This is a genomic window from Lysobacter sp. Soil_N_51 (genome assembly GCF_057655755.1).
Window position 1 is genome coordinate 593261 of the sequence record NZ_JBDGLR010000001.1, and the last position, 22036, is coordinate 615296.

General features: G+C 67.0%; 21 protein-coding genes. 13 read left to right on the plus strand and 8 right to left on the minus strand.

Features of this window, described 5'->3' with window-relative positions:
* Positions 1-74: 74 nt before the first annotated feature.
* A complete protein-coding gene (locus tag AC3A4T_RS02725; protein WP_487673963.1) occupies positions 75-1487 on the minus strand; it encodes a M1 family metallopeptidase in 1413 nt (470 codons plus the stop codon).
* A gap of 468 nt (positions 1488-1955) precedes the next feature.
* Between AC3A4T_RS02725 and AC3A4T_RS02730 the strand changes: the two genes are divergently transcribed.
* Positions 1956-3155, plus strand: coding sequence for a glycoside hydrolase family 64 protein (locus tag AC3A4T_RS02730; RefSeq protein ID WP_487673964.1), 1200 nt, complete (start codon positions 1956-1958; stop codon positions 3153-3155).
* A 243-nt stretch (positions 3156-3398) separates the two neighbouring features.
* Here the strand turns inward: AC3A4T_RS02730 and dbpA are convergent, their stop codons facing one another.
* Entirely contained in the window at positions 3399-4811 is a 1413-nt protein-coding gene (gene dbpA / locus AC3A4T_RS02735; protein ID WP_487673965.1) for an ATP-dependent RNA helicase DbpA, read from the minus strand.
* 196 nt (positions 4812-5007) lie between these two features.
* Between dbpA and AC3A4T_RS02740 the strand changes: the two genes are divergently transcribed.
* From AC3A4T_RS02740 to AC3A4T_RS02765, 6 genes are all read left to right on the plus strand, one after another.
* On the plus strand, positions 5008-5577 hold the full coding sequence (locus AC3A4T_RS02740) for a hypothetical protein (RefSeq protein ID WP_487673966.1): 570 nt from the start codon (positions 5008-5010) through the stop codon (positions 5575-5577).
* Between the two features lie 145 nt (positions 5578-5722).
* Positions 5723-6253 (plus strand): GreA/GreB family elongation factor, encoded by a 531-nt coding sequence (locus AC3A4T_RS02745; RefSeq protein WP_487673967.1) that lies wholly within the window; start codon positions 5723-5725, stop codon positions 6251-6253.
* Between the two features lie 494 nt (positions 6254-6747).
* Complete coding sequence (locus AC3A4T_RS02750; RefSeq protein WP_487673968.1) at positions 6748-7731, plus strand: acyl-CoA desaturase; 984 nt, start codon at positions 6748-6750, stop codon at positions 7729-7731.
* Positions 7728-8771, plus strand: coding sequence for an SRPBCC family protein (locus tag AC3A4T_RS02755; RefSeq protein ID WP_487673969.1), 1044 nt, complete (start codon positions 7728-7730; stop codon positions 8769-8771). Before AC3A4T_RS02750 ends, AC3A4T_RS02755 begins: the two co-directional genes overlap by 4 nt.
* A gap of 123 nt (positions 8772-8894) precedes the next feature.
* Entirely contained in the window at positions 8895-9446 is a 552-nt protein-coding gene (locus AC3A4T_RS02760) for an RNA polymerase sigma factor (RefSeq protein WP_487673970.1), read from the plus strand.
* Between the two features lie 45 nt (positions 9447-9491).
* Positions 9492-10166 (plus strand): serine/threonine protein kinase, encoded by a 675-nt coding sequence (locus AC3A4T_RS02765; protein WP_487673971.1) that lies wholly within the window; start codon positions 9492-9494, stop codon positions 10164-10166.
* Positions 10167-10241: 75 nt separating this feature from the next.
* Here AC3A4T_RS02765 and AC3A4T_RS02770 read toward each other — a convergent pair whose 3' ends face one another.
* Together AC3A4T_RS02770 and AC3A4T_RS02775 are read right to left on the minus strand one after the other, a co-directional pair.
* Positions 10242-10556, minus strand: coding sequence for a metalloregulator ArsR/SmtB family transcription factor (locus AC3A4T_RS02770; protein WP_056110968.1), 315 nt, complete (start codon positions 10554-10556; stop codon positions 10242-10244).
* A 248-nt stretch (positions 10557-10804) separates the two neighbouring features.
* Positions 10805-11830, minus strand: a complete 1026-nt coding sequence (locus AC3A4T_RS02775; protein ID WP_487673972.1) for a fatty acid desaturase — start codon at positions 11828-11830, stop codon at positions 10805-10807.
* Positions 11831-12061: 231 nt separating this feature from the next.
* On the opposite strand from AC3A4T_RS02775, the gene AC3A4T_RS02780 reads away from it, so the two are divergent.
* Complete coding sequence (locus AC3A4T_RS02780) at positions 12062-12355, plus strand: GIY-YIG nuclease family protein (RefSeq protein WP_487673973.1); 294 nt, start codon at positions 12062-12064, stop codon at positions 12353-12355.
* 3 nt (positions 12356-12358) lie between these two features.
* Here AC3A4T_RS02780 and AC3A4T_RS02785 read toward each other — a convergent pair whose 3' ends face one another.
* Together AC3A4T_RS02785 and AC3A4T_RS02790 are read right to left on the minus strand one after the other, a co-directional pair.
* Positions 12359-12748: an MAPEG family protein gene (locus AC3A4T_RS02785; protein WP_056110966.1), complete on the minus strand. Its 390-nt coding sequence runs from the start codon at positions 12746-12748 to the stop codon at positions 12359-12361.
* Positions 12749-12958: 210 nt separating this feature from the next.
* A complete protein-coding gene (locus AC3A4T_RS02790) occupies positions 12959-13951 on the minus strand; it encodes a zinc-dependent alcohol dehydrogenase family protein (protein ID WP_487673974.1) in 993 nt (330 codons plus the stop codon).
* Positions 13952-14112: 161 nt separating this feature from the next.
* Here AC3A4T_RS02790 and AC3A4T_RS02795 point away from each other — a divergent pair, with 161 nt between their 5' ends.
* Positions 14113-14337: an RNA-binding S4 domain-containing protein gene (locus AC3A4T_RS02795; RefSeq protein ID WP_056110961.1), complete on the plus strand. Its 225-nt coding sequence runs from the start codon at positions 14113-14115 to the stop codon at positions 14335-14337.
* 203 nt (positions 14338-14540) lie between these two features.
* Here the strand turns inward: AC3A4T_RS02795 and AC3A4T_RS02800 are convergent, their stop codons facing one another.
* Together AC3A4T_RS02800 and AC3A4T_RS02805 are read right to left on the minus strand one after the other, a co-directional pair.
* A complete protein-coding gene (locus tag AC3A4T_RS02800; protein ID WP_487673975.1) occupies positions 14541-15446 on the minus strand; it encodes a hypothetical protein in 906 nt (301 codons plus the stop codon).
* 121 nt (positions 15447-15567) lie between these two features.
* Entirely contained in the window at positions 15568-16602 is a 1035-nt protein-coding gene (locus AC3A4T_RS02805) for a hypothetical protein (protein ID WP_487673976.1), read from the minus strand.
* 474 nt (positions 16603-17076) lie between these two features.
* On the opposite strand from AC3A4T_RS02805, the gene AC3A4T_RS02810 reads away from it, so the two are divergent.
* The 4 genes from AC3A4T_RS02810 (at position 17077) to AC3A4T_RS02825 (ending at position 22035) form a co-directional block, all read left to right on the plus strand.
* Positions 17077-18132 (plus strand): bifunctional nicotinamide-nucleotide adenylyltransferase/Nudix hydroxylase, encoded by a 1056-nt coding sequence (locus tag AC3A4T_RS02810; RefSeq protein ID WP_487673977.1) that lies wholly within the window; start codon positions 17077-17079, stop codon positions 18130-18132.
* Positions 18133-18207: 75 nt separating this feature from the next.
* Positions 18208-19632: a nicotinate phosphoribosyltransferase gene (locus AC3A4T_RS02815; RefSeq protein ID WP_056110948.1), complete on the plus strand. Its 1425-nt coding sequence runs from the start codon at positions 18208-18210 to the stop codon at positions 19630-19632.
* Between the two features lie 239 nt (positions 19633-19871).
* Positions 19872-20969 carry a hypothetical protein gene (locus AC3A4T_RS02820; protein WP_487674039.1) on the plus strand — a complete coding sequence of 366 codons (1098 nt, stop codon included), beginning with the start codon at positions 19872-19874 and terminating at the stop codon, positions 20967-20969.
* A complete protein-coding gene (locus AC3A4T_RS02825) occupies positions 20956-22035 on the plus strand; it encodes a DNA methyltransferase (RefSeq protein WP_487673978.1) in 1080 nt (359 codons plus the stop codon). The genes AC3A4T_RS02820 and AC3A4T_RS02825 overlap by 14 nt, the downstream gene beginning before the upstream one ends.
* The last annotated feature ends 1 nt before the right edge of the window (position 22036 follow it).

Below are 22036 nucleotides of genomic sequence, written 5' to 3' on the forward strand. Positions count from 1 at the left end.
GCAGGCCAGATGTCGCGATCGCGGCTCACGCCGCTCCTACAGTGGGGTTGCATCGCTTCTCCGAGGCCGACGCCCTACTTCGCCATGCCCTCGCCCGACTCCACCCAGCGCGCGAAAAACGCCGACAGATCGCGCCCGCTCGCGCGCTCCATCGCCCGGCGGAAATCCGAGGTCACCACCGAATGGCCGTAGTGCGCGCGGGTGTAGGCGCGGATGCCGCGCCAGAATGCGCGCTCGCCGAGCTCTTCGCGCAGCAGATGCAGCACGTAGGCGCCCTTCTGGTACACCACCGCGCGATCGTCGGCGCTGGGCCGCGACCACGAGGCGTACACCAGCGCGTGGTCCTTGCCGTCGGCGCGCAGCTTGTCCAGCCGCCGCTTCCATTGGTCGACCCGCTCGCGGTAACTGTCTTCGCCGAAGCGGTGCTGCATGTACGCGGCGGCCATGAAATTGGCGAAGGCCTCGTTGAGCCAGAAGTGGCCCCATTCGCGGCAGGTGATGCGGTTGCCCCACCACTGGTGGGCAATCTCGTGCGCGATCAGCGACTGCGCCTCGGGCTTGTCCAGCACTTCGCGGCCGTAGGCTTCCGACATCAGCGAAAACCCGTCCAGCTCCTGGCCGATGGCCTTGGCCACCAGCGCCTGGGTGTAGGGGCCGCGATAACGGATGCCGGCGCGACGGCCGAAGAAACGCAGCATGTCGGCGCTGTCGGCGAACACCCGGCGCAGTTGCGCGCTGTCGAGCTCGCCCGACAGATAGCGAAGGTCGCCGTTTTCGCCGCTGCCGCTGGCTTCGTTGTAGCGGCCGGCGGCGAAGCCGTACACGTAACTCGGCATCGCCTGATCCTGGCGCCAGCGGTAGGAATCGCGACGCCCGCCGAGCGCCGACTTCGCCACCAGCCGGCCGTTGCCGACCGCCTTGAGGCCGCTGGGCACGGTCAGGGTCAGGTCCAGGGTCGCGCGTTCGGACGGCGCGTCGATGCACACCAGCCATTGGCTGGTCGAAAAGATCGTATAGACCTCGCTGCGCTCGGGATGAAACTCCAGGCCGTGACGCGGCGCGCCGTGATAAGCGATGTCGATCTCGCGGCGCTCGCCCGCGACCGCCGGCGCCGGCAGGCGGATGCGCACGCGCTTGTCGATCTTTTCGAAGCCCAGCGCCTTGCCGTGTTCGCGCACCGTGTCGATTTCCAGATCGCCGGCGTCGAATTCGATCGACTGCGCGCCGCTGTTGCGCATCGCCAGCCGGATCGCGACCTCGCCGCGCAGCGTGCGGGCGGCGAGGTCGGGTTCGATCCGCGCGGTGTAATGCAGCACGTCGAGATTGGCGCCGGCGCGTTCGGACGCCATCTGCGCCGCGGCCGTGAAGCTCAGCGCAAGCGTGGCCCAGGCCAGCGCCGCGGCCGCGTGGCGGCTCAATGTGCGAGCCGCGCCGCGGCGTGGTGCGCGCGGCGAACGCGGCGCGGTGAAGCTTGGTGCATCGTGCATATCAACTCCGTTCTACCCCTCGCGACGCGCATCCTGGCGCGGCGCGGTCCAGATATCGACCGATCCGGCTGTCGATGATCGCCGATGTAGGCGCGCGGCTGAACCCCGGCCGTTCATGAAGCAGCACGCGGCATCGGGACAGCGCGCGAGCGGACCGATCCGGCAAGACCTCGATGCGGGCCGCATCGGCGTGAACCGGACCGCCGTTCAGCATCGCGCATCGCACCCGGGCCTTCGCCCGTTCACGCTTGTCGATCTGCGCCTCCGATCACTGACAGCGCTGTCAGCTATAGGACATGGTGCGGGCCGTGAGCGCAGGCGCGCGGGCGATCGCGTCGCGGGCGATCACGCCCATCCACGTCAAGCTCTCATGCTTTTCGCGGCGCCTCGCGCGTCGCACCGACCTATCCGGCCCGTGGCCGACCTCGGGAAAGCCCAGGGGCTTGCCTCGCTCAGGAGCCCCATCGCATGGTCACTCGCCGCAACTTCCTCGGTGCCTCGGCCGCCGCGCTCGCCGCCGGCGTCGCCGGTCCGCTGGTGTCGCGCTCGGCCCTCGCCGCCACGCCCGCACGCTTTACCCTCAACCTGGTCAACGCCTCGGGTCAGAACACCGCCTACGCCTACGTGGTGGGGTTCTCCAACAACCAGCCGCTGTTCGTGCGCGCCGACGGCAGCAGCTACTACCCGCCCTCGCCTTCGGCGCCGGTCACCCCGCTCGGCGCGGACTGCGCGATCCCGCTCGGCGGCCAGGGCTCGTCGACGCGGGTCGCGGTGCCGCGCATGTACGGCGCGCGCATCTACGTGGTCACCGGCAGCAAGCTCAACTTCTACGTCAATCCCGGCCCGGCCGTGGTCCATCCGAGTTTCCTCAACACCAGCGACACCAATTTCCAGAAGAACTGGACCTTCGCCGAGTTCACCTTCAACGAGTGGGAACTGTTCTCCAACATCAGCTACGTCGACTTCGTCGCCGCGCCGCTGGGTCTGTCGCTGCGCTCGCTGTCGGGCCGGGTCGAAACCATTCCGGGTCTGCCGGCCGGTTCGCTCGATCCGATCTGCTACGCGCTGCAACAACAGGCGACCCAGGAAGGTTCGGCCTGGAATTCGCTGATCCAGCGCGGCAGCGACGGCCGCAACCTGCGCGCGATGAGCGCGCACTATCAGGCCAGCCGGTTCCAGAATTACCTCAGCGGTTACATCAACTCGGTCTGGAGCAAGTACGCATCCAACACGTTGACCGTCGACACCCAGTCCGGCTTCGGCGTGTTGACCGCGCGGGTCGGCGGCGACGGCCTGTTGCGCTTCAACAACGGCGAGACCTTCGCCCGGCCGAGCACCGCCGACGTGCTCAGCTGCGATAGCGGCCCCTTCAGCCTGGCCGGCGCGAGCGAGGTGCGCAAGGCGATCATTCCGCGCCTGGCCGCGGCGCTCAATCGCACCACCCTGCTCGACAACGCCAACCAGCCGCAGGGCGAAGTCGCCAGCCGCTTCTACCGCAACGCGCAGACCAACCACTACGCGCGCCTGGTCCACGAGCGCCTGCCCGACAACCGCGGCTACGCGTTCCCCTACGACGACGTATCGCCGAGCGGCGGCCAGGATTTCAGCGGCGCGGCGCGTTCGGGCGATCCGGATACGTTGACGGTAACGGTGCGCGCGTTGCGTTGAATGGTCGCGGTGCGTCGCCGCCGTGGGGCGCGCGGCGCATCGCGGTTCCCGCGCCGTGCCGTAGCGGTGGCCGCTCTAGCCATCTCGCGACGTAGCCACGATCGCGCCCTGTAGGAGCTGCGCAAGCTGCGACCACGCCATCGCGCTTACGACGCAACTGCAGTGGCGCGGTCGCGGCTCGCGCCGCTCCTACAGTCGGCCTGCGGCGGTGGGATGGTCGCTGCCGCTACGCAAACGCGAAGATCAAATCCGACTGACCCGAAACTTGCGCCCCTTGATCTTGCCCTCGCGCAAGCGCGCCAGCGCCGCGCCGGCCTGGCCGGTCGCGACGGCGACGTAGGAGCGCGTGGCGTAGACGTTGATCTTGCCGACCGCCTCGGCCTTCAGGCCGGCATCGCCGGTCAGCGCGCCGAGGATATCGCCGGGACGCAGCTTGTCGGTCTTGCCGGCGTCGATGCGCAAGGTCGCCATCGGCGCGGCCGGCGCGTTCTTGGCCTTGCCGCTCAGCGGTTCGGCGCGACGCCAGTGCAAGGGCGTGCCCTGGTTTTGTTCGATCTGCTGGGCGCGGCCGGTTTCGCGCGGGCCGCACAGGCTCAGCGCGACGCCGCCGCGACCGGCGCGGCCGGTACGGCCGATGCGGTGGACGTACACGTCCGGATCGGTCGGCAAGTCGTAGTTGACCACCGCGCCGAGGTCTTCGACGTCGAGCCCACGCGCGGCCACGTCGCTGGCGACCAGCACGTTGCAGCTGCGGTTGGCGAACCGCACCAGCACTTCATCGCGGTCGCGCTGCTCCATGTCGCCGTGCAAGGCCAGCGCGGTGAAGCCGTAATGGCTCAGCGAGCCGACGACCTCCTCGGTGTCCTTGCGCATATTGCAGAACACCACGCACGAGTCGGGCCGGTACTCGAGCAGCAGCGCGGCGAGCAGCGGGGTCTTGCGGGTCGGTTCGACCTCGTAGAAATACTGTTCGATCTGCGGCGCGGTGGCCTCGCCTTCGACCGTGACTTCGAGCGGCTCGCGCATCGCCGCGCGCGCGAGGTCGCGAATCGCATCGGGGAAGGTCGCCGAGAACAGCAGGCTCTGACGGGTCTTCGGGGTCTTGGCGACGATCTCGCGCATCGGCTCCTCGAAGCCCATGTCGAGCATGCGGTCGGCTTCGTCGAACACCAGGGTACGCACGCCGTCGAGCTTGAGCGCCTTCTTGCGCAGCAATTCCTGCAGGCGGCCCGGCGTACCGACCACGACGTGCGGCGCGTGTTCCAGCGAAGCCAGTTGCGGGCCGAGCGGCATGCCGCCGCACAGCACCGAGACTTTCAGATTGGCGATCGCGAAGGCCAGCTTGCGCAACTGGTTGCCGACCTGATCGGCGAGCTCGCGGGTCGGGCACAGCACCAGCGCCTGGGTGCGGATCGCGGCGGGATCGAGCCGCTGCAGCAGGCCCAGGCCGAAGGCCGCGGTCTTGCCGCTGCCGGTCGGGGCCTGCGCGATCAGATCGCGGCCCTCCAGGATCGCCGGCAAGGCGCGCGCCTGCACCGGGGTCATCACGGTATAGCCCAGCGCGGCCACGCCCTGCAGCAGGGCCGGGCTCAGGGCGAGGGAATCGAAAGCGGTGGCGGCCGCGACGGCGGCGGCGGGCGGAAGTTGGTCGGTCATGCGCCATGATCGCAGCTTCGGGCGCTACCCGCCCGGAAAACCCGTCCGGGGCGAACACTCGGGTTGCCACGTAGATACGGACATCAACGGTGCCGAGCGTCGCATCGCTGCCCCCCCAACGCGCCCCAAGTCGTCCTATCCTGTCACCGCAGCGCCCTCAGAACTCCCCCGCCGCCACCGATCCGGAGGCCGTCCCATGGAGCAGTTCCTGCATATCCGCGTCCTGCTCGGCATCGTGCTGGGGCTGGCCATCACCACCTTGCTCAAGGGCCTGGCCCGCTTCGTCCAGCATCCCGGCCGCGAACGCGTGTTCTGGGTGCATATCGGCTGGGCGATCTCGATGTTCACCCTGCTCGCGCACTTCTGGTGGTGGGAGTTCCGCCTGGTGCACCTGACGCAGTGGAGCTTCGTGTCGTTCGCGTTTCTGATCGCCTATGTCGTGGTCCTGTTCCTGCTATGCACCTTGCTGTTTCCCGACGACATCGGCGACTACGAGGGCTGGCAGGATTACTTCCTGTCGCGGCGCACCTGGTTCTTCGGGATCATGGCGGTGACCTACGTGATCGACTTCGGCGATACCCTGATCAAGGGCCGGTCGTATTTCGAGGCCTTTGGCATCGAATACCCAGTGCGCAATCTGGCCTATGTGGTCATGTGCCTGATCGCCATGCGCACCCGTTCGTTGCGCTTTCATCGGATCTTCGTGATCGTCAGCCTGCTGTATCAGTTGTCGTGGATTTATCGGCTGTACGATTTCGTCGAGTGAACGCGCGCGCGGATATCCGTCCATGGACACCGGGTAATAGACCGCACAATCCACAAGCTTGCACATTCGGTCCGATCGCATCGCTCACCCCGCGCCAACCTCGATTCGTCTACATTGGCCTGATGCCCGATCCGACCGTTTCCGCATGAGCCACGCCTTCGTCAAGGAAGGCGATGGCGACGACAGCACCGGCGATCTGCCCGAGCTGCCGATCAGCGAACATCCCAACTACGTCACCCCACGCGGCATGGCGTTGCTGCGCTCGCGCCTGGACGACACCTCGCGCCGCCTGGCCGCGCTCGACGCGGAAATCGCCGCGGCGAGCGAAGACGACGGCGGCGGCGAACGGGTCGGGGTCAAGCTCGAACGCGCCCATGTCCATCGCGACATCCGCTGGCTGCAGGCGCGCATCCTCGGCGCGATCACCATCGCGCCCGAACGCCAGCCGGCCGACCGGGTTGCGTTCGGCGCACGCGTGGAACTGATCGACGAGGAGGGCAACGAACACCGCTACCGCATCGTCGGCGAAGACGAGGCCGATCCCGAGCATGGCCTCATCAGCTGGGTATCGCCGCTGGCGCGCAGCCTGCATGGCGCGCGGGTCGGCGACAGCGCAGTGTGGAAACGGCCAGCCGGGGATCTCAACGTCGAAGTGCTGGCGATCGAGTACGGCTGAGGCCAGTTTCGCGATGGCGCGCGGTCGTCGCGCCGCTGTCGGTATTCGACGCCTTCGTATTTCCAGAAGACCTTCCCGCGCAGGCAGTCGAGCGACTCGGCCAGGTCGATCGCTCGCAGGACGCCACCCGCGGCAACAGCCTGTCACTCACCGCGTTCCAGTCGTACGAGTCGACCACGAGCAGCGCGGCGACGCCGAAGGTGACGTCTGTGGCAGCGCCATCGCTCGATTTCGCATTCGCTTCAATCCACCGGTATCGGCACGACGCCTTGCGATCGCCGCATCGCGCGACCGGCGACCATCGGCCGGGTCCGCGGCGATAACCAGGCAACCGCTCGTCGGCCGGCGCTTGACGCCTCCCGCCATCCGCGCAAATCATTTAGCAAATTAGTTAATTGCTGAATACATAAGGCGATGCCGATCCGCGTAACCGATCGCTCGCGCACGTCGCGCTCGTCTCGCGCGCGCAGCTACAGTTCCACCATGGAGGGGTCATGAACGCATTGCCCGCAAGTCTGCAATCGCATCGCGTCCAATCGCAGGCCGAAGTCGCCGCATCGATCCGCGGCGTCAGCGACGGCCGCGTGGTCTGGGAACCGGTGCGTTCGCTATGGTTTTCGACCATGGCCATTGCCGCGGTGGTCGGCGGCATCGCGACGTTCACGTGGGCGGCGTTCGCGCTGTTCGTGGTGTCCACCGCGACGGTGCTGCTGCTCGGCCATTCGCTGGGCATGCACCGCAAGCTGATCCACGACAGCTTCGCCTGCCCGAAGTGGATGGAATATCTGCTGGTCTATTGCGGTGTGCAGGTCGGCCTGGCCGGACCGATCGGCCTGGTGCGCACGCACGACCTGCGCGATTACGCCCAGCGCCTGCCCGATTGCCACGATTACCTCGCCCATCGCCGCCGCTTCCACGTCGATGCGTGGTGGCAGTTGCATTGCGAATTGCGTCTGGCGCGGCCGCCGCGGATCGAGATCGAAGCGCGCATCGCCGACGACCGTTTCTACCGCTTTCTGCAGCGCACCTGGATGTGGCAGCACCTGCCGTGGGCACTCGCGTTCTATGCGATCGGCGGCTGGGGCTGGGTGTTCTGGGGCGTGTGCGCGCGGGTTACCGCGGGCGTGTTCGGCCATTGGCTGGTCGGCTATTTCGCCCACAACCACGGCGGTATGCACCATGAAGTGCGCGGCGCCGCGGTGCAGGGCCGCAATGTGCGGTTCGTATCGCTGCTGACCATGGGCGAATGCTGGCATAACAACCACCATGCGTTTCCCGGTTCGGCGCGGCTGGGCCTGTATGCCGGCGAATGGGACCCGGGCTGGTGGTTCCTGCGCGGCTGCGAACGGCTGGGATTGGTGCGCGATCTGCGCCTGCCCGAGGACTTGCCGCCGCGCGAGGAACTGCATCGTCTCGATCCGCAGCCGCTGCCTGGCCGCGCGCGACCGCTTTGCCTGATCAACCGAGTGTCGCCATGACCGTCGAGCCACCCGAACTGCCGATACCTCCGCCGCCGCCCGAACCACCCGCCTCACCGCCGCGCCACGACCTGAGCGTATCGCTGCTGGTGCATGCCTCGCCGCTGTTCGGCGGCGCCTTGATCGGCCTGCTGCTGCGGCTGGCTTTCGACGGGCAACCCGGGCACGCGTTCGCGACCATGCTGTGGATCTTCATCGTGCTCGCGCCGTTCGCGATCGGCGCGGTCACGGTGTACTTGGCCGAGCGGATCAAACCGCGCAGCACCACGTATCACTTCTTCATGCCGGTGTTCAGCGTTTCGCTGTGCGTGCTGGGCAGCATGCTGCTGATGCTGGAAGGCGCGATCTGCGTGGTCATGGTCATGCCGATCTTCGCGGTGATGGGCGGCGTCGGCGGCGTGGTCATGGGCGCGATCTGCCGACGGCTGCAGCGCGCGAAAACACCGACGGTCTACAGCTTCGTCGCCCTGCCGTTGGTGCTGGGCCTGCTCGGCGTCGGCCAGTACACCCCGCAACGGTTCGAACACGTCGAACGCCGCGTGCTGATCCAGGCCGCGCCCGCTGAGGTGTGGAAGGTGCTGCTCGACGCCGACCACATCCAGGCCAGCGAAGTCGATCGCGCCTGGATGTACCGCATCGGCGTGCCCACGCCGCTGGCCGGTCTCACCCACGAAACCGAGAACGGGCTGGTGCGCGAGGTGCGCATGGGCAAGGGCATCCACTTCCAGCAGGTGTCGGCCGACTGGAAGCCGCGGCAGCACGTGCGCTGGCAATACCTGTTCGAAGACGATTCGGTCCCGGCCGGCGCGCTCGACGATCACGTCCGCATCGGCGGCCCCTACTTCGACCTGCTCGACACCCGCTACACCCTGACCCCGCGCGGCGCCGCCACCGAACTGACGATCCGCATGGACTACCGGGTCAGCACCGGCTTCAACTGGTACACGGCGCCGCTGGCGAACTGGCTGATCGGCGATTTCAGCGAGGTCATCCTCGATTTCTACCGCCGCCGCGCCGAGCCCGCCGCGGCGTCCGCGTAACCCGATCTGACCTGATCGGATCGGCCCCACCCGCCCCGCCCTCACCCCGCGCTCCGCCGCGGGTGTGATGATTCCCGCCGTCGTGCGAATCACTGTGCATACGGCAACGGGAAACGGCAGGCGATGGACCATAGCGGCGTCAAATCCAGACAGGGCGACAGTGCCGGCAACCCGCCGGGCGAGGCCGCGCGACAGCGCTTCGAAGCGCTGCTGCAGGCCCATCGCGGCATCGTTTACAAGGTCGCCAACACCTATTGCCGCAACGACGAGGACCGCGCCGATCTGGCCCAGGAAATCGCGGTGCAGCTGTGGCGCGCGTTCCCGGGTTTCGATCCGCAGCGCAGTTTTTCGACCTGGATGTACCGGATCGCGCTGAACGTGGCGATCTCGCAGGTACGCAGCAATGTGCCGCGGCAGCAAAACGCGGTCGCGCTGGACGAGCAACTGCACGATGTGGCCGACGAACGCGCCGCCGATCCGGAGGCCGCGCAACGCCTGCGCGCACTCGACCGCCTGATCGCCGCGCTGGAGCCGCTCAATCGCGCGCTGTTGCTGCTGTACCTGGAGGAGCGCAGCTACCGCGAGATCGGCGAAGTGCTCGGCCTGAGCGAAACCAATGTCGCGACCAAGATCGCGCGGCTCAAGCAACGCATCCGCAACGATCTGGCCGACTGAGCCACGCCTGTTCAACCCCCATTCCCACGACGGCACCACGACCTCATGAGCGCAATCACGATGGAACTCGACGACTTCAAACTGGCCTGGAAAGAACTCGATCGCAAACTCGATCGCCAATACGCGATGGACCTGCTGCGCTTTCGCGAGGAACGCGGCAAGCGGATGAAATCCGGCCTGCGCCCGCTGGTCTGGGGCCAGGCGCTGCAGATGCTGTTCGGCCTGGTGTGCATCGTCTGGGGCGCGCTGTTCTGGACGCATTACCTGGACCGCGCGCATCTGGTCGTGTTCGGCGTGATCGTGCATGTCTACGGCATCGCCCTGATCGGCTGCGGCGCCGCGATGCAAGCCTTGCTGGCCAAGACCGACTACACCGCGCCGGTGATGACGATCCAGAAACGTCTGGCGAGCTTACGCAAGACCTACATCCGCACCGGCCTCGCGGTCGGCCTGGTCTGGTGGCTGTTGTGGATGCCGTTCGTGAGCATGCTGTTCATGACGTTCTTCGGCGCCGACATCTACCTGCATGCGCCATCGGTCTACGTCATCGGCAGCGCGATCGGGGTGGCCGGCCTGCTCGCGACCTGGGGCCTGTATCACTGGTCGCGCCAGCCCAGCCGTCCGCGCCTGGCGAAGCTGATGGAGGACAGCGTCACCGGCGTCAGCCTGCGCCGCGCCCAGGCGTTGCTCGACGAGATCGCGCAATTCGAACGTGAGTGAGGTCGCGGGCCGGTAAGCGACGGCCGTAACGACCGCTGGCGATCAGGCCGGCTGGCGCGGAGACTTCAGCGAAACTCAGCCGGCCGCCTTCTTGGCGCGCCGGCTTTCGCGTTTGAGCGGTCCGCCGACCGGGCAGATTTCGAACGCGAACTGGGTCAGGGTATTGACCAGATGGTCCGGAACCAGCTTGTAGACCACGAACTGGCCGCGGCGCTCGCTGCTGATCAGGCCGGCGTTGACCAGCACCGACAGGTGCCGCGAGATCGCCGGCGCGCTCATCTCGAAACGCGCGGCGATGTCGCCGGCGCTGAGCTCGCGCTCGGACAGGAAGGCCAGGATCTGCCGTCGCGGCGTCGAGGCCAGGGCTTCGAAGATCTTGTCCTGCATCATGAGGGCACCGCTGCGGTCGGGGCGCGCGCCGGGGTGGCGCGGGTCCGATTATAGTGGTGCTTATTTAACTAAATTGCTAATTGTTTTGAAGGCCGGGATTCGGGATTCGGGATTCGGGAATCGGGAATCGGGAATCGGGAATCGGGAATCGGAAGAGCGTAGCCGCGGGGGCTGGGGGATCGTCGGGACCTCGGGAGCCGCTTTTGCGATTCCCTATTCCCCATTCCCGATTCCCGCCCTTCGGGCCGTCAGGCCCTGGCGCGCTTCGGAAAACCGACCATGCGCTGCAATTCCTCGTCCCACAGCTTCATGCGCGCGCACTTCAGGCTCGACCACAGGGTCAGGCGCGGCGCGGCCTGCAGCAGCGGGCTGGATTCGAACGCTTCGCGCAGGCGGTAGTTCGGGATGCGGCTGGCCAGATGATGGATGTGGTGGTAGCCGATGTTGCCGGTGAACCAATGCACGATGCCCGGCAGGTCGTAGTACGAGCTGCCAGCGATCGCCGCCTCGTGCGAGTCCCACTCGCCCTTGCGGGTCCAGTAGGCGTCTTCGAAGGTGTGCTGCACATAGAACAGCCACACGCCGGCGGCACCGGCCAGCAGCACGATCGGCAGATGCACCATGAACACCGTGTGCCAGCCGATCGCGAAGCCCATCGCGATGATGGTCAGCGCCAGCGCGAGGTTGTTGAACAGCACGCTTGCCCACTCGCGCTTCCAGGTGAACGGAAGGTCGAACGGGAAGCGGTGCTTGATCACGAACTGATAGACCGGGCCGACGCCGAGCAGCACCGGGATGCTGCGGTACAGACGATAGCTCAGGCGGCCCAGCCAGGAACGCGCGCGGTATTCGGCGACGGTCAGGGTCTCGATGTCGCCCATCTCACGGCGGTCGAGGTTGCCGGAGGTGCCGTGGTGGATGGCGTGGGTCTTCTTCCAGTACCCGTACGGGAACAGGGTGACCAGGCCCAGGCAGCGCCCGACCATGTCGTTGGCGCGGCTGCTGGCGAAGAACGAACCATGCCCGCAGTCGTGCTGAATGATGAAGGTGCGCACGTACAGGCCGGCGGTCGGGATCGCCATCAGCAAGGTCCAGCCGTAGCCCCAGTGGCCGACCACGCTCCAGGCCATCAGCACCCACATCGCCGCGAACGGCACCAGGGTGTTGATCAGTTGCCACACCGCCCGTCCGGTTTGAGGCTTGGCGAAACGCGCGCAAAGCTGACGCAGGTTGGTTACGGATACGGAAGTTTGCGAATCGGCGTCAGCGTTCAAGCGGGAGCTCCAGTCAGGACATCGCATTGTGGTGAGCGCACGAAGACCTGGCAATGACATGCGCGTGCGTATGGATGTGATCGAGACCGGTCTTTCGGGAAATATCTACCAAAGCACTAGCCAATGGCGGCGGTGTCGGCACCGGACCTGACGGTCGGCGCGGCCGGCCTGGCGGGTTCCCCGAGCGTTCCCACACTACGCCTTGCGCCCGCGGGCCGCTAGGCTAAGGGCATGTCCGCCTGGTATGTCTACGTCATCGAATGCCGCGACGGCAGCCTGTACACCGGCATCGCGCTGGATGTAGAGCGCCGCTACGCCCAGCATCTGGCCGGCAAGGGCGCGCGCTACACGCGTTCGCGGCCGCCGTTGCGACTGTTGGCGCGGTTCATCTATCCGGACCGTTCGTCGGCGCTGCGCGCGGAATATGCGATCAAGCAGTTGTCGCCGACGGCCAAACGCCGGCTGTGCGCGCAAGCCGGCGCCGACATCCCGGCCGAAGCCGCCGTTGAAGTCGCCTCGGGCTGAGCCTCAGAACAACGCCCACAGCAGCTTGAGCAACCCCCACAGCGCCACCGCCCACACCGCCGAACGCAGATAGGGAATGCCGGCGGCATACACCGGCACGTAGACCAGCCGCGCCCAGAAGTACAACTGCGCGCCGAGCGCGGTGTCGTCGTTGCCGCGGCCGGCGACGGCGACCGCCAGCACCGCGGCGGCGAACAGCGGAAAGGTTTCGAGGAAATTGCGCCAGGCGCGGTCCATGCGCGCGGCCACGCCGGTCAAGGGTTCGACCGCGCCGTCGCGCGCGCTCGCGTTCCAACGCACGCCGCGCTGCGCGGTCATGAAGCTCGCATTGACCAGCAAGTGCACGATGCCCAATGCGATTGACCAGGCCAGCATCTGCAGTTCGGTGCTCATGTGTGTCTCTCCTCGAAGATGCTGCGGCTTGACGATATTTCAGCTTGAAGATGCAGCGCGATGACGCGAAGCCGCGAGGTCTCGTGGGCGCGGCTTCAGCCCCGATGCTTTTCGATCAACCCGGCTCCGAACTTCGAAGTTTCGAGCGACCTGAGGCAACAGCGTCGGGGCTGAAGCCCCTCCCACGAGACCTCGGCGCTTCTCGCTCCCTCACACCGGTCCGTTCGGCAGAATCAGAATCTTGCCGTCGCGCTCGCCGGCCGCCGCGGCCGCGACCGCTTCCTTGATCTGATCGAGTCCGTAGGTCGCCTGCACCCGCGCCTGCAACTGCCCGCTGGCGACGCGCTGGGCGATTTCGCCGAACACTTCGGCGCGTCGCGCCGGGCTCGCCTGCTGGAACCAGCGCGAGAGCCAGAACCCGCGCAGGCTCACGTCGCGGAACACGAACGAGGCCGGCGAGATCGAACACGCCTCGCCGCTCATCGCACCGTAGTTGACCACGATACCGCCCTCGCCCAGCGACTGCGCGATGTGCTGGGTCGACACGCCGCCGACCGCATCGATACCGAGCTTGATCGGCGCCTTGTCCGCCGCTTCGCGCGCGCGCTTGCCCAGGTCGTCGCCGTCGACCAGCACCACGTCGGCGCCGGCCGCGCGCACCGCCTCGACCGCCGACTCGCGCCGCACCACGTTGATCGTGCGCAGCCCGCGCGACTTGGCGATCTGGATCAGATAGGTGCCGACCGCCGAATTGGCCGCGTTCTGGATCACCCAGTCGCCCGGCTGCAGGTCGACGAACTCGCTGAGCATCAGCAGCGCGGTCGGCGGATTGATCGTGATCATCGCCAGCTGCTTGGGATCGGCGCCGTCGGGCAAGGCGATCAGGTGCTTGGCGGTGCCGACCATGTGCGTGGCCCAACTGCCGCCCTGGATCGGCAGCAGCACGGTCTGGCCGACCTTGAGCTGGGTCACTTCCGGCCCGAGTTCGGCGATCCGGCCGACGCCCTCGTTGCCGCCGACCGCCGGCAACGGCGGCAGCAGGCCGTATTCGCCGGTCAGGGTCAGCACGTCGGACGGATTGATCGGCGCGGCCAGCACTTCGATCAGCACCTGGCCCGCGCTCAGCGGCGGGATCTGGAACTCCACCGCCTCGATGACGTCCTGCGGCACCGGACCGCGTTGGGTGTATTGGGCTTTCTTCATTGCGTCACTCCAAACCGGACGGGAACAAGGGACCGCGCGCGCGACCGACGACCGACCGCGACGCGCCTGCATACGCGAGAGTACGCCGGACCCGGTGCAAACGTCTTGCGCGCACGTCTCAGCGCTGCGACCCTGCTTGGCCCTTTATCGTCCTTGGCCTCATGCAACCGATCCGCTTCGAACTCGACCCCGGCCACGATTACGTAGAACTCAACCAACTGCTGAAACTGACCGGCCTGTGCGACAGCGGCGGCGCCGGCAAGGCGATCGTCGCCAGCGGCGCGGTCCGGGTCGACGGCCAGGTGGAATTGCGCAAGACCTGCAAGATCCGGGTCGGGCAGACGGTGCAGCTCCAGGGCGTGACCATCGAGGTGGTCGCGGCCTGAGCGTCCCGCCAGCGGAGCGTCGCCGCCGGTTCGGCGCGCAATACGCCGCGGTTGCAAACACCGCCGTGCGATGCCTGGCGGTGTTTAGCGAATTCTGGCGAACGAGATCCAGGCGTTCATCGGCGCGTCCTCGCGTTGATAACGCGTGAGTGCGGCGCCCCTGTGGGTTCAGTTCGTTGCAACGGACTGAAGCCTCACTCTGCTCACATGGCCGCTTGCGTGGTATAGCTCCCGGTCGAAAAAACCCAGCGACGCAGATCGGCGCTGCGATCCTTCCGGCACTTGTGGTTCACATCCTGCCATTCGGCCACCGACGTCCCCGGTTGCGCACTGACGATCCTGACGCGTTCTCCAACGGGCGACTTCGAAACCAAGCGCAATTCGACGCCGGGTCGTATCCCATCGGCGATGCCGCGGTCGAACGTCAGCTCGTAGGCGTCGGTGCAATAGCCATAGCGAAACTCGCTGGACGTGCGCCTGGACGCGGTCACCTTGAGATTCAAGGCGACGCTGCGAATGGCGGCGAGTTGATCCGCGGGCAGATCGGGCAGGCCGACCACCGCTTTGTCTTCGTCGCTTTTGCGCAACAGGACCTGCCCGTAAGGCGTCGCGCGCGGCTCCTCGCCCATGTTGATCGCGTTGACGAGCTCCGTCATATCGGACGCAGCGACCAGATAGACCCGTTCGCCCCATCGCACGGGACGCAGTTGAGTCGGCAGCTTGAAAGTCCCGCCGGTCGGGTGCGCGTAATTTAATTTCAGCGACCCGTCGGCTTGCATCGCCACCTCGCCTTCGTTCTGGGCGTACATGCCGGTGCAGCCGTGCCAGGTGGAACTGACCCCGGCCGAGGGGGCGATCAGCACACGCACATTCATGCCCAGACCGTCGCCTTCGTAGTATTCGCCCGCCCAGGCGTGCTGGCCATGCAGGGCGCTCAGTTCGGTCTGTACGAGTTGGCCGCGGCGCTGGACCTGCAAACCAATCCACTCGCTTGGCGAATCATCTTCCAACGGTGTGCTGGCCTGCACGCCGGTCGTTTCCCGCGTTTGCGCCTGCAACACCGAAAACGCCAGCAGGCCCATGCCGCCAACGGCCAAGGTCAGGCTCAAGCCCGCGATCCGCCAGGGACGCAACCGATGGCCCGACGATGTCCGAGACGATTTCATAGCGGCCCCCCGGCCATGGCACGGCCAGAATCCTGCGCGTGGCGCGTGCGGTCAAGTGTCGACTTCATGCCAGCGGCAAGGTGGTATCGGATCGGCACAGATCATCATGCAACCGCTGCACGTCCTGCGCCGCCACGACGTAGTCGCGGCTGCCCAGCGCTTCGACGAAACGGCACGACGCATAGCCCACCGACTTGCGCTCGTAGTCGTCGACCCAACGTTCGCGCTCGTGCATGCGATCGGCGGCGATCGGCCAGACGCCGGCTTTGGGCATCGAGTCCGGCCTGTTCGAAGCGGCGCCGGCGCGGGTGCGCGAGCGCGCCCGATCGCCGATGCGCCACGGTTTCGGGCTGACTCGCGCGCGGAAACAATGCTGGCGCCCGCACAGCAATGCGTAGTACGCGTCGGCGCCGATCGCTTCGAAAAATCCGATCACCTCCGGATCGTTCGGATCGAACACCCGGTGCATCGCCAGCAGGCGAAAACCGTTCGGCGTGCGGTACAGACGCAGATGCCAGTCCGGGTGCGCGGCGATGAAGGCGTCGATGCGTCTGCGCGCGCGGCCTTCGGGACCGCCGTCGGCGCGATGGCGCGCGCGGCCGCGAGCCTGGGCCAGCGCGATGGCGATGCCGGTGGCGAAGATCCAGCTCAGCGCGAACACGCCCAGATGACGGGTCACCGCACCGGCGATCAACGCCGCCGCCAGCGACGAAAGAAAGTAGTACTTGTTCCAGGCCGATTTCGGCTCGTCGAAATCGACATCGGCGAACAACACCTCGGGCGAGTTGAGGCAGCGCGCGCCGTAGCTGTTGCGGGTGATGACGATATCGCCGACGCGTTCGACGATCTGTTCGCGGATCGGCAGGCCTTCGGCGTCGTAGGGCACGCGCGGATCGCGCTTGGGCAAGGTGGTGCCGGCGAGGATGCGATCGAAGGATTCGCATACTCGCGCATCGGCCATGGCTTGCGCGTCGGCGAGGCTGATATCGGACCACCCGAAGCGACGCACCGTGAGCGAGCGTCGCCCGGATGCGTGGTCGCGGCTGAACTGTTCGCTGATCCGGGCCTCCGCCCAGAATTCCGGAACGATCATCGCCATGTAGTGCCTCCCTGCCTGATTCAGCCGATTGTATGCGTCGGGCGTGTGGAGGGGAGCGGCGTTTACGCGGATGTTCGGCGGCCATGCGCCGCGAATATCGGGGCCGCATCGCTGTCGGATCGTATCGCCGTCGGTGGTGGGCGCGCGGTCGCGACTTGCGTCGCTCCTACAGGGGGATTGCCATCGTCGCCGCGGCTGGCGACGTATGCCGCACGCAAGTCCCTGTAGGAGCGGCGCGAGCCGCGACCACTCGAAGAGGTGGGATGCCGCGCCACCAACCGAAGCGAAATAACTCGGCTGCCTTTGATCCGAAGCCTGCGATGCCCAAAGCCCGAGCCGCCGCAGCTTCGGATTCAGACGCTTGCGTACGTCGCTGCGGTTGGTAGGCACTTGACGGCGCATCCCATCGGCGTAGCATTCGCCATACGCCACCGGACAGACCGATGGCGACCAACTACTCCGTGAGGGATTCTCATGGCAATCGAATTCGATTACCTGGTTTTCATTGGCCGCTTCGAGCCGTTCCACAACGGCCATGCCGCCGTCGCCCGCCACGCTCTGGCCAAGGCGTCCAAAGTCATCTTCCTGGTCGGTTCCGCCGACACTCCCCGCACCACCAAGAACCCGTTCACCGTCGCCGAGCGCGCGGTGATGATCCAGGCCGCGTTGAACGATGCCGCCGACCGGCTGATCGTGCGTCCGCTGCGCGATCACCTCTACAACGAGAGCCTGTGGATCGCCAACGTGCAGCGCGCGGTCGCCGAAGCGGTGCGCGCCGACAGCGGCGATGCCGAAGCGCGCATCGGCCTGATCGGCATGGACAAGGACGCCTCCAGCTACTACCTGCGCGAGTTTCCGCAGTGGCCGCTGGTCGACGTCAGCCACACCGCCACCTTGTCGGCCACCGAGCTGCGACGCTTCCTGTTCGAAGCCAACCAGATCGACAGCCATGGCGGTTTGATGCTGATCCGCGCGAACGTGCCGGGGCCGGTGTTCGACATGCTCGAAGCCTTTCGCAAAAGCTCGCCCGCGTTCACCCAGTTGGTCGCCGAGTACCAGTTCATCGAGCAGTACCGCGCGGCCTGGAGCGATGCGCCCTACCCCCCGACCTTCGTCACCACCGACGCGGTGATCGTGCATTCCGGCCACGTGCTGCTGGTGCGCCGCCGGGCCGAGCCGGGCAAGGGCCTGTGGGCGCTACCGGGCGGTTTCGTCGGCCAGCACGAAAGCCTGCTGGAAGCCTGCCTGCGCGAGCTGCGCGAGGAAACCCGGCTCAAGCTGCCGCTGCCGGTGCTCAAGGGCTCGATCAAGGGCGAGCACGTGTTCGACCATCCCGAACGCAGCGCGCGCGGACGCACCATCACCCACGCCTTCCACTTCGAATTCCCGGCCGGCGAACTGCCGCCGGTGCGCGGCGGCGACGACGCCGACAAGGCGCGCTGGATCGCGGTCAGCGAGGCGCTGGAAATGGGCCCGCAGTTGTTCGAAGACCACCTGCACATCCTCGAATTCTTTCTCGGCCGCGGCTAAGCGCACACGCACCGCCCGGCCCTCCGCCGGCGGACAGACCGCCGGCTTACCCCAGACGCGAAGGAGCTTCCCGTCATGCAATGCCTCGACAACCTGCTGCTCAACACCGACAGCTATAAAGCCAGCCACTGGCTGCAATACCCGCCCGGCACCGATGCGACGTTCTTCTACGTCGAATCGCGCGGCGGCGTGCACGACCGCACCGTGTTCTTCGGCCTGCAGGCGATCCTCAAGGAATACCTGGCCAAGCCGATCACCCACGCCGACATCGACGAAGCGCGCGACCTGTTCGCCGCGCACGGCGAGCCGTTCAACGAAACCGGCTGGCGTTACATCGTCGACCGTCATGGCGGCCTGATGCCGATCCGGATCCGCGCCGTGCCTGAAGGCACGGTGGTGCCGACCCATCAGGCGCTGGTGACGATCGAATCGACCGACCCGGATGCGTATTGGGTGCCTTCGTATCTGGAAACATTGTTGCTGCGGCTGTGGTATCCGGTGACGGTGGCGACGATCAGCTGGCATGCCAAGCAGACGATCCGCCAGTTCCTGGAACGCACCAGCGACGATCCCGAAGGCCAGTTGCCGTTCAAGCTGCACGACTTCGGCGCGCGCGGCGTATCCAGCACCGAATCGGCGGCGTTCGGCGGCGCCGCGCATCTGGTCAACTTCCTCGGCACCGACACGGTTTCGGGCCTGTTGCTGGCCAAGCGCTACTACCACGAGCCGATGGCGGGTTTCTCGATCCCGGCCGCCGAGCACAGCACCATCACCAGTTGGGGCCGCGAGCACGAGGTCGATGCGTATCGCAACATGCTGACCCAGTTCGGCAAGCCCGGCGCGATCGTCGCGGTGGTGTCCGACAGCTACGACATCTTCCACGCGATCCGCGAGCATTGGGGCAAGACCTTGCGCGAGGAAGTGATCGCCTCGGGCGCGACCTTGGTGGTGCGTCCGGACTCCGGCGATCCGGTCGACGTCGTGCATCAGTGCGTGACCATGCTCGACGAAGCCTTCGGTCACACCGTCAACAGCAAGGGTTTCAAGGTGTTGAACCACGTCCGCGTGATCCAGGGCGACGGCATCAACCCGACCAGCATCCGCGCGATCCTCGAACGCATCACCAGCTACGGCTACGCCACCGACAACCTCGCCTTCGGCATGGGCGGCGCGTTGCTGCAGCGACTGGATCGCGATACCCAGAAGTTCGCGCTCAAGTGTTCGGCGGCGCGGGTCAACGGCGAATGGATCGACGTGTACAAGGACCCGGTCACCGACAAGGGCAAGTCGAGCAAGCGCGGCCGCATGACCCTGCTGCGCCATCGCGAATACGGCCACTTCAAGACCGTGCCGGTGCCGCCGGAAGCCGCGTCGCTGGAAGAAGCGGTCAAGCCGCTGGGCTTCGACGATGCGATGGTGACGGTGTGGGAGGACGGCAGGATCGTCAACGACTGGACCTTCGCGCAGGTGCGCGAGTTGGCTAACGCTACCCGGCTTTGATCTTGCTCGCGGCCCTCACCCCAACCCCTCTCCCGCAAGCGGGAGAGGGGCTAGCGGCGACGCGATCATCAGGTAACGACGTAGCAGTTCCCTCTCCCGCTTGCGGGAGAGGGCCAGGGTGAGGGATGAGAGCCGAAGGCTCGAAATGCTTTGGCTTTCCCACACCATGACAATCATCGGAAACCACCATGCAAGCCCCCATCGAAGGGCTAGCCGCCGCAGACCCGGCGACCCTGCCCCTGAGCGCAGCCTCCTCGTTGTTCGAACGCCTGCGCGCGAGCACGCCGCAACTCGCGCGCCGCGCGCCGGTCGAACACGACGCCACCCGCTGGCATCCGCACAGCGTGAGCGGCCGACGCTACCGCTTCGCCCAACCCATCACCTTCACCCCGTACGCCTCGGTGCGCGCGTGCTCGGCGCGTTGTCGCTTCTGTTCGGAAACCCTGCGCCCGCTCGAAGGCGGCACGATGGCGCAGACCTTGCGGCCGGCCGATGACTATTTCGACACCCTGACCCAGGCATTGGCGCAACTGCGCGGCCTGCCGCTGTCGTGGTCGTTGTCGGGCCTGGAATCCAGCGATGACGAAGATTGGTTCCTGCAACTGCTGCGGACCTTGCAACAGGCCGAACGCGACGGCGTCATCACCCAGGACCGGGTGCTGTACAGCAACGGCGCCGGCTTCGCGCGCGGGCGCGGCGAGGAACTGATCGCCGCGCTGCAAGACTTCGGCCTGTCCTGGGTCGAACTGTCGCGGCATCACCCCGACCCACTGCGCAACCAGCGCATCATGCGCTTCCGCGACGGCGAAGCGGTCGCCGAAAACGCCGCGTTCGAAGCGGTCGCGCGCGCGATTTCGGCCGCGTTGCCGCTGCGTCAGGTCTGCATCCTGCAACGCGACGGCGTCGCCGATGCGCACGGCGTCGCCGCCTACCTCGACTGGGCGAAGCAATGCGGCGCCGGCACGGTGATCTTCCGCGAGTTCTCGCGCCTGGGCGATGGCTACCGCGACAACGGCACCCGCCGTTACGTCGACAGCGAACGCGTCGCGATCGAACAGGTGCTCGGCGACTGCATGGCCTCGCACTGGTGGCCGCGCCTGCGCGCGCTGCAGATCACCGAAGGCTATTACTTCTGGAACCTGCGCCTGCGCGACGAGAGCAGCGGTCTGGAGGTGGTGTTCGAATCCTCCGACTACAGCGCGATGCACCGCCGCCACGCCAGCGGCGACATCTACAAACTGGTGTTCCATGCCGACGGCCGTCTGTGCGCCGGCTGGCAGCCCGACCGCGACATTCTTTGGGACAAGACTCACGGAGCGATGCATGGACAACCGTAGTTGGTGGGTGCTGTCGCCCGATCCGCCCGAACATCGCCTGCCCGAGGATCTGCGCGGCCGCGACGGCTTCGACGGCCGCGACTGCGGCTGGGTCAGCCAGATGCGGCCGTTCGTGCGCCACTTCAGCCGCCCCGGCCAGACCGTGTTCGATCCGTTCTGCGGCTTCGGCACGACCTTGCTGGCCGCGGCGCTGGAAGGCCGCGCCGGTTGCGGCGTCGAGATCGATCCCGACCGCGCCGCGCTCGCCAGCGAACGGCTGCGCCGGCACGGCGTCGACGCGCCGATCGCGATCGGCAGCCTGCCGCGGACCGCGATCCCTGGCCCGATCGACCTGTGCCTGACCAGCGTGCCCTACTTCGGCTGCCGCTGGCCGCAGACCAACACCGACGACAGCCCGCGCAACCGCGATCAGCTGTATCTCGAACGCGACTACGCCGCTTACCTCGAACGCCTGCGCGACATCTTCTACGCGGTGCGCGCGGCCCTGCCCGAGGGCGGCTATTGCATCGCGATGGCGGAGAACCTGGTGGTCGAAGGCCGCATGCTGCCGCTGGCCTGGGACCTGGGCCGGGTGCTCGGCGCGATGTTCGTGGCGCGCGAGGAACGCCTGCTGTGCTACGAACGCGACACCGCGCCGCTGCCCGCCGGCGCCAGCGCCAGCAACCGCAGCCACGAATACGCGCTGGTGATGCACAAGACCGCCGAAACCATCTGCCTGCGCAGCACCATCGACGAACTGCGGGCGATGCGCGAGGCCGGCTTCGCGTTCGATCTGTACGGCAGCTTCGCCCATTGGCTCGCGCACGATGGCGATCCGGACGCGCGCCGACCCGGCGATGCGGACCTGCAGTTGCCCGACGACGAAGAGCGCTTCAACGCGCTGCTGCACTGGCTGCACGAACGCCATTACGAACTGAGCCTGTGGGGCGAACCGGTGTTGCCGCCGGTGCGCATCGACCGGCTGCGCGCGCATTGGTATCTGCGCGCGCAGCGCCGCGACCGGCTTGGTCGCCTGGTGCGGCTGGACCTCAGTCTGGCTGGCCAGCCCGAGGTCGCGCGGTCGTGAG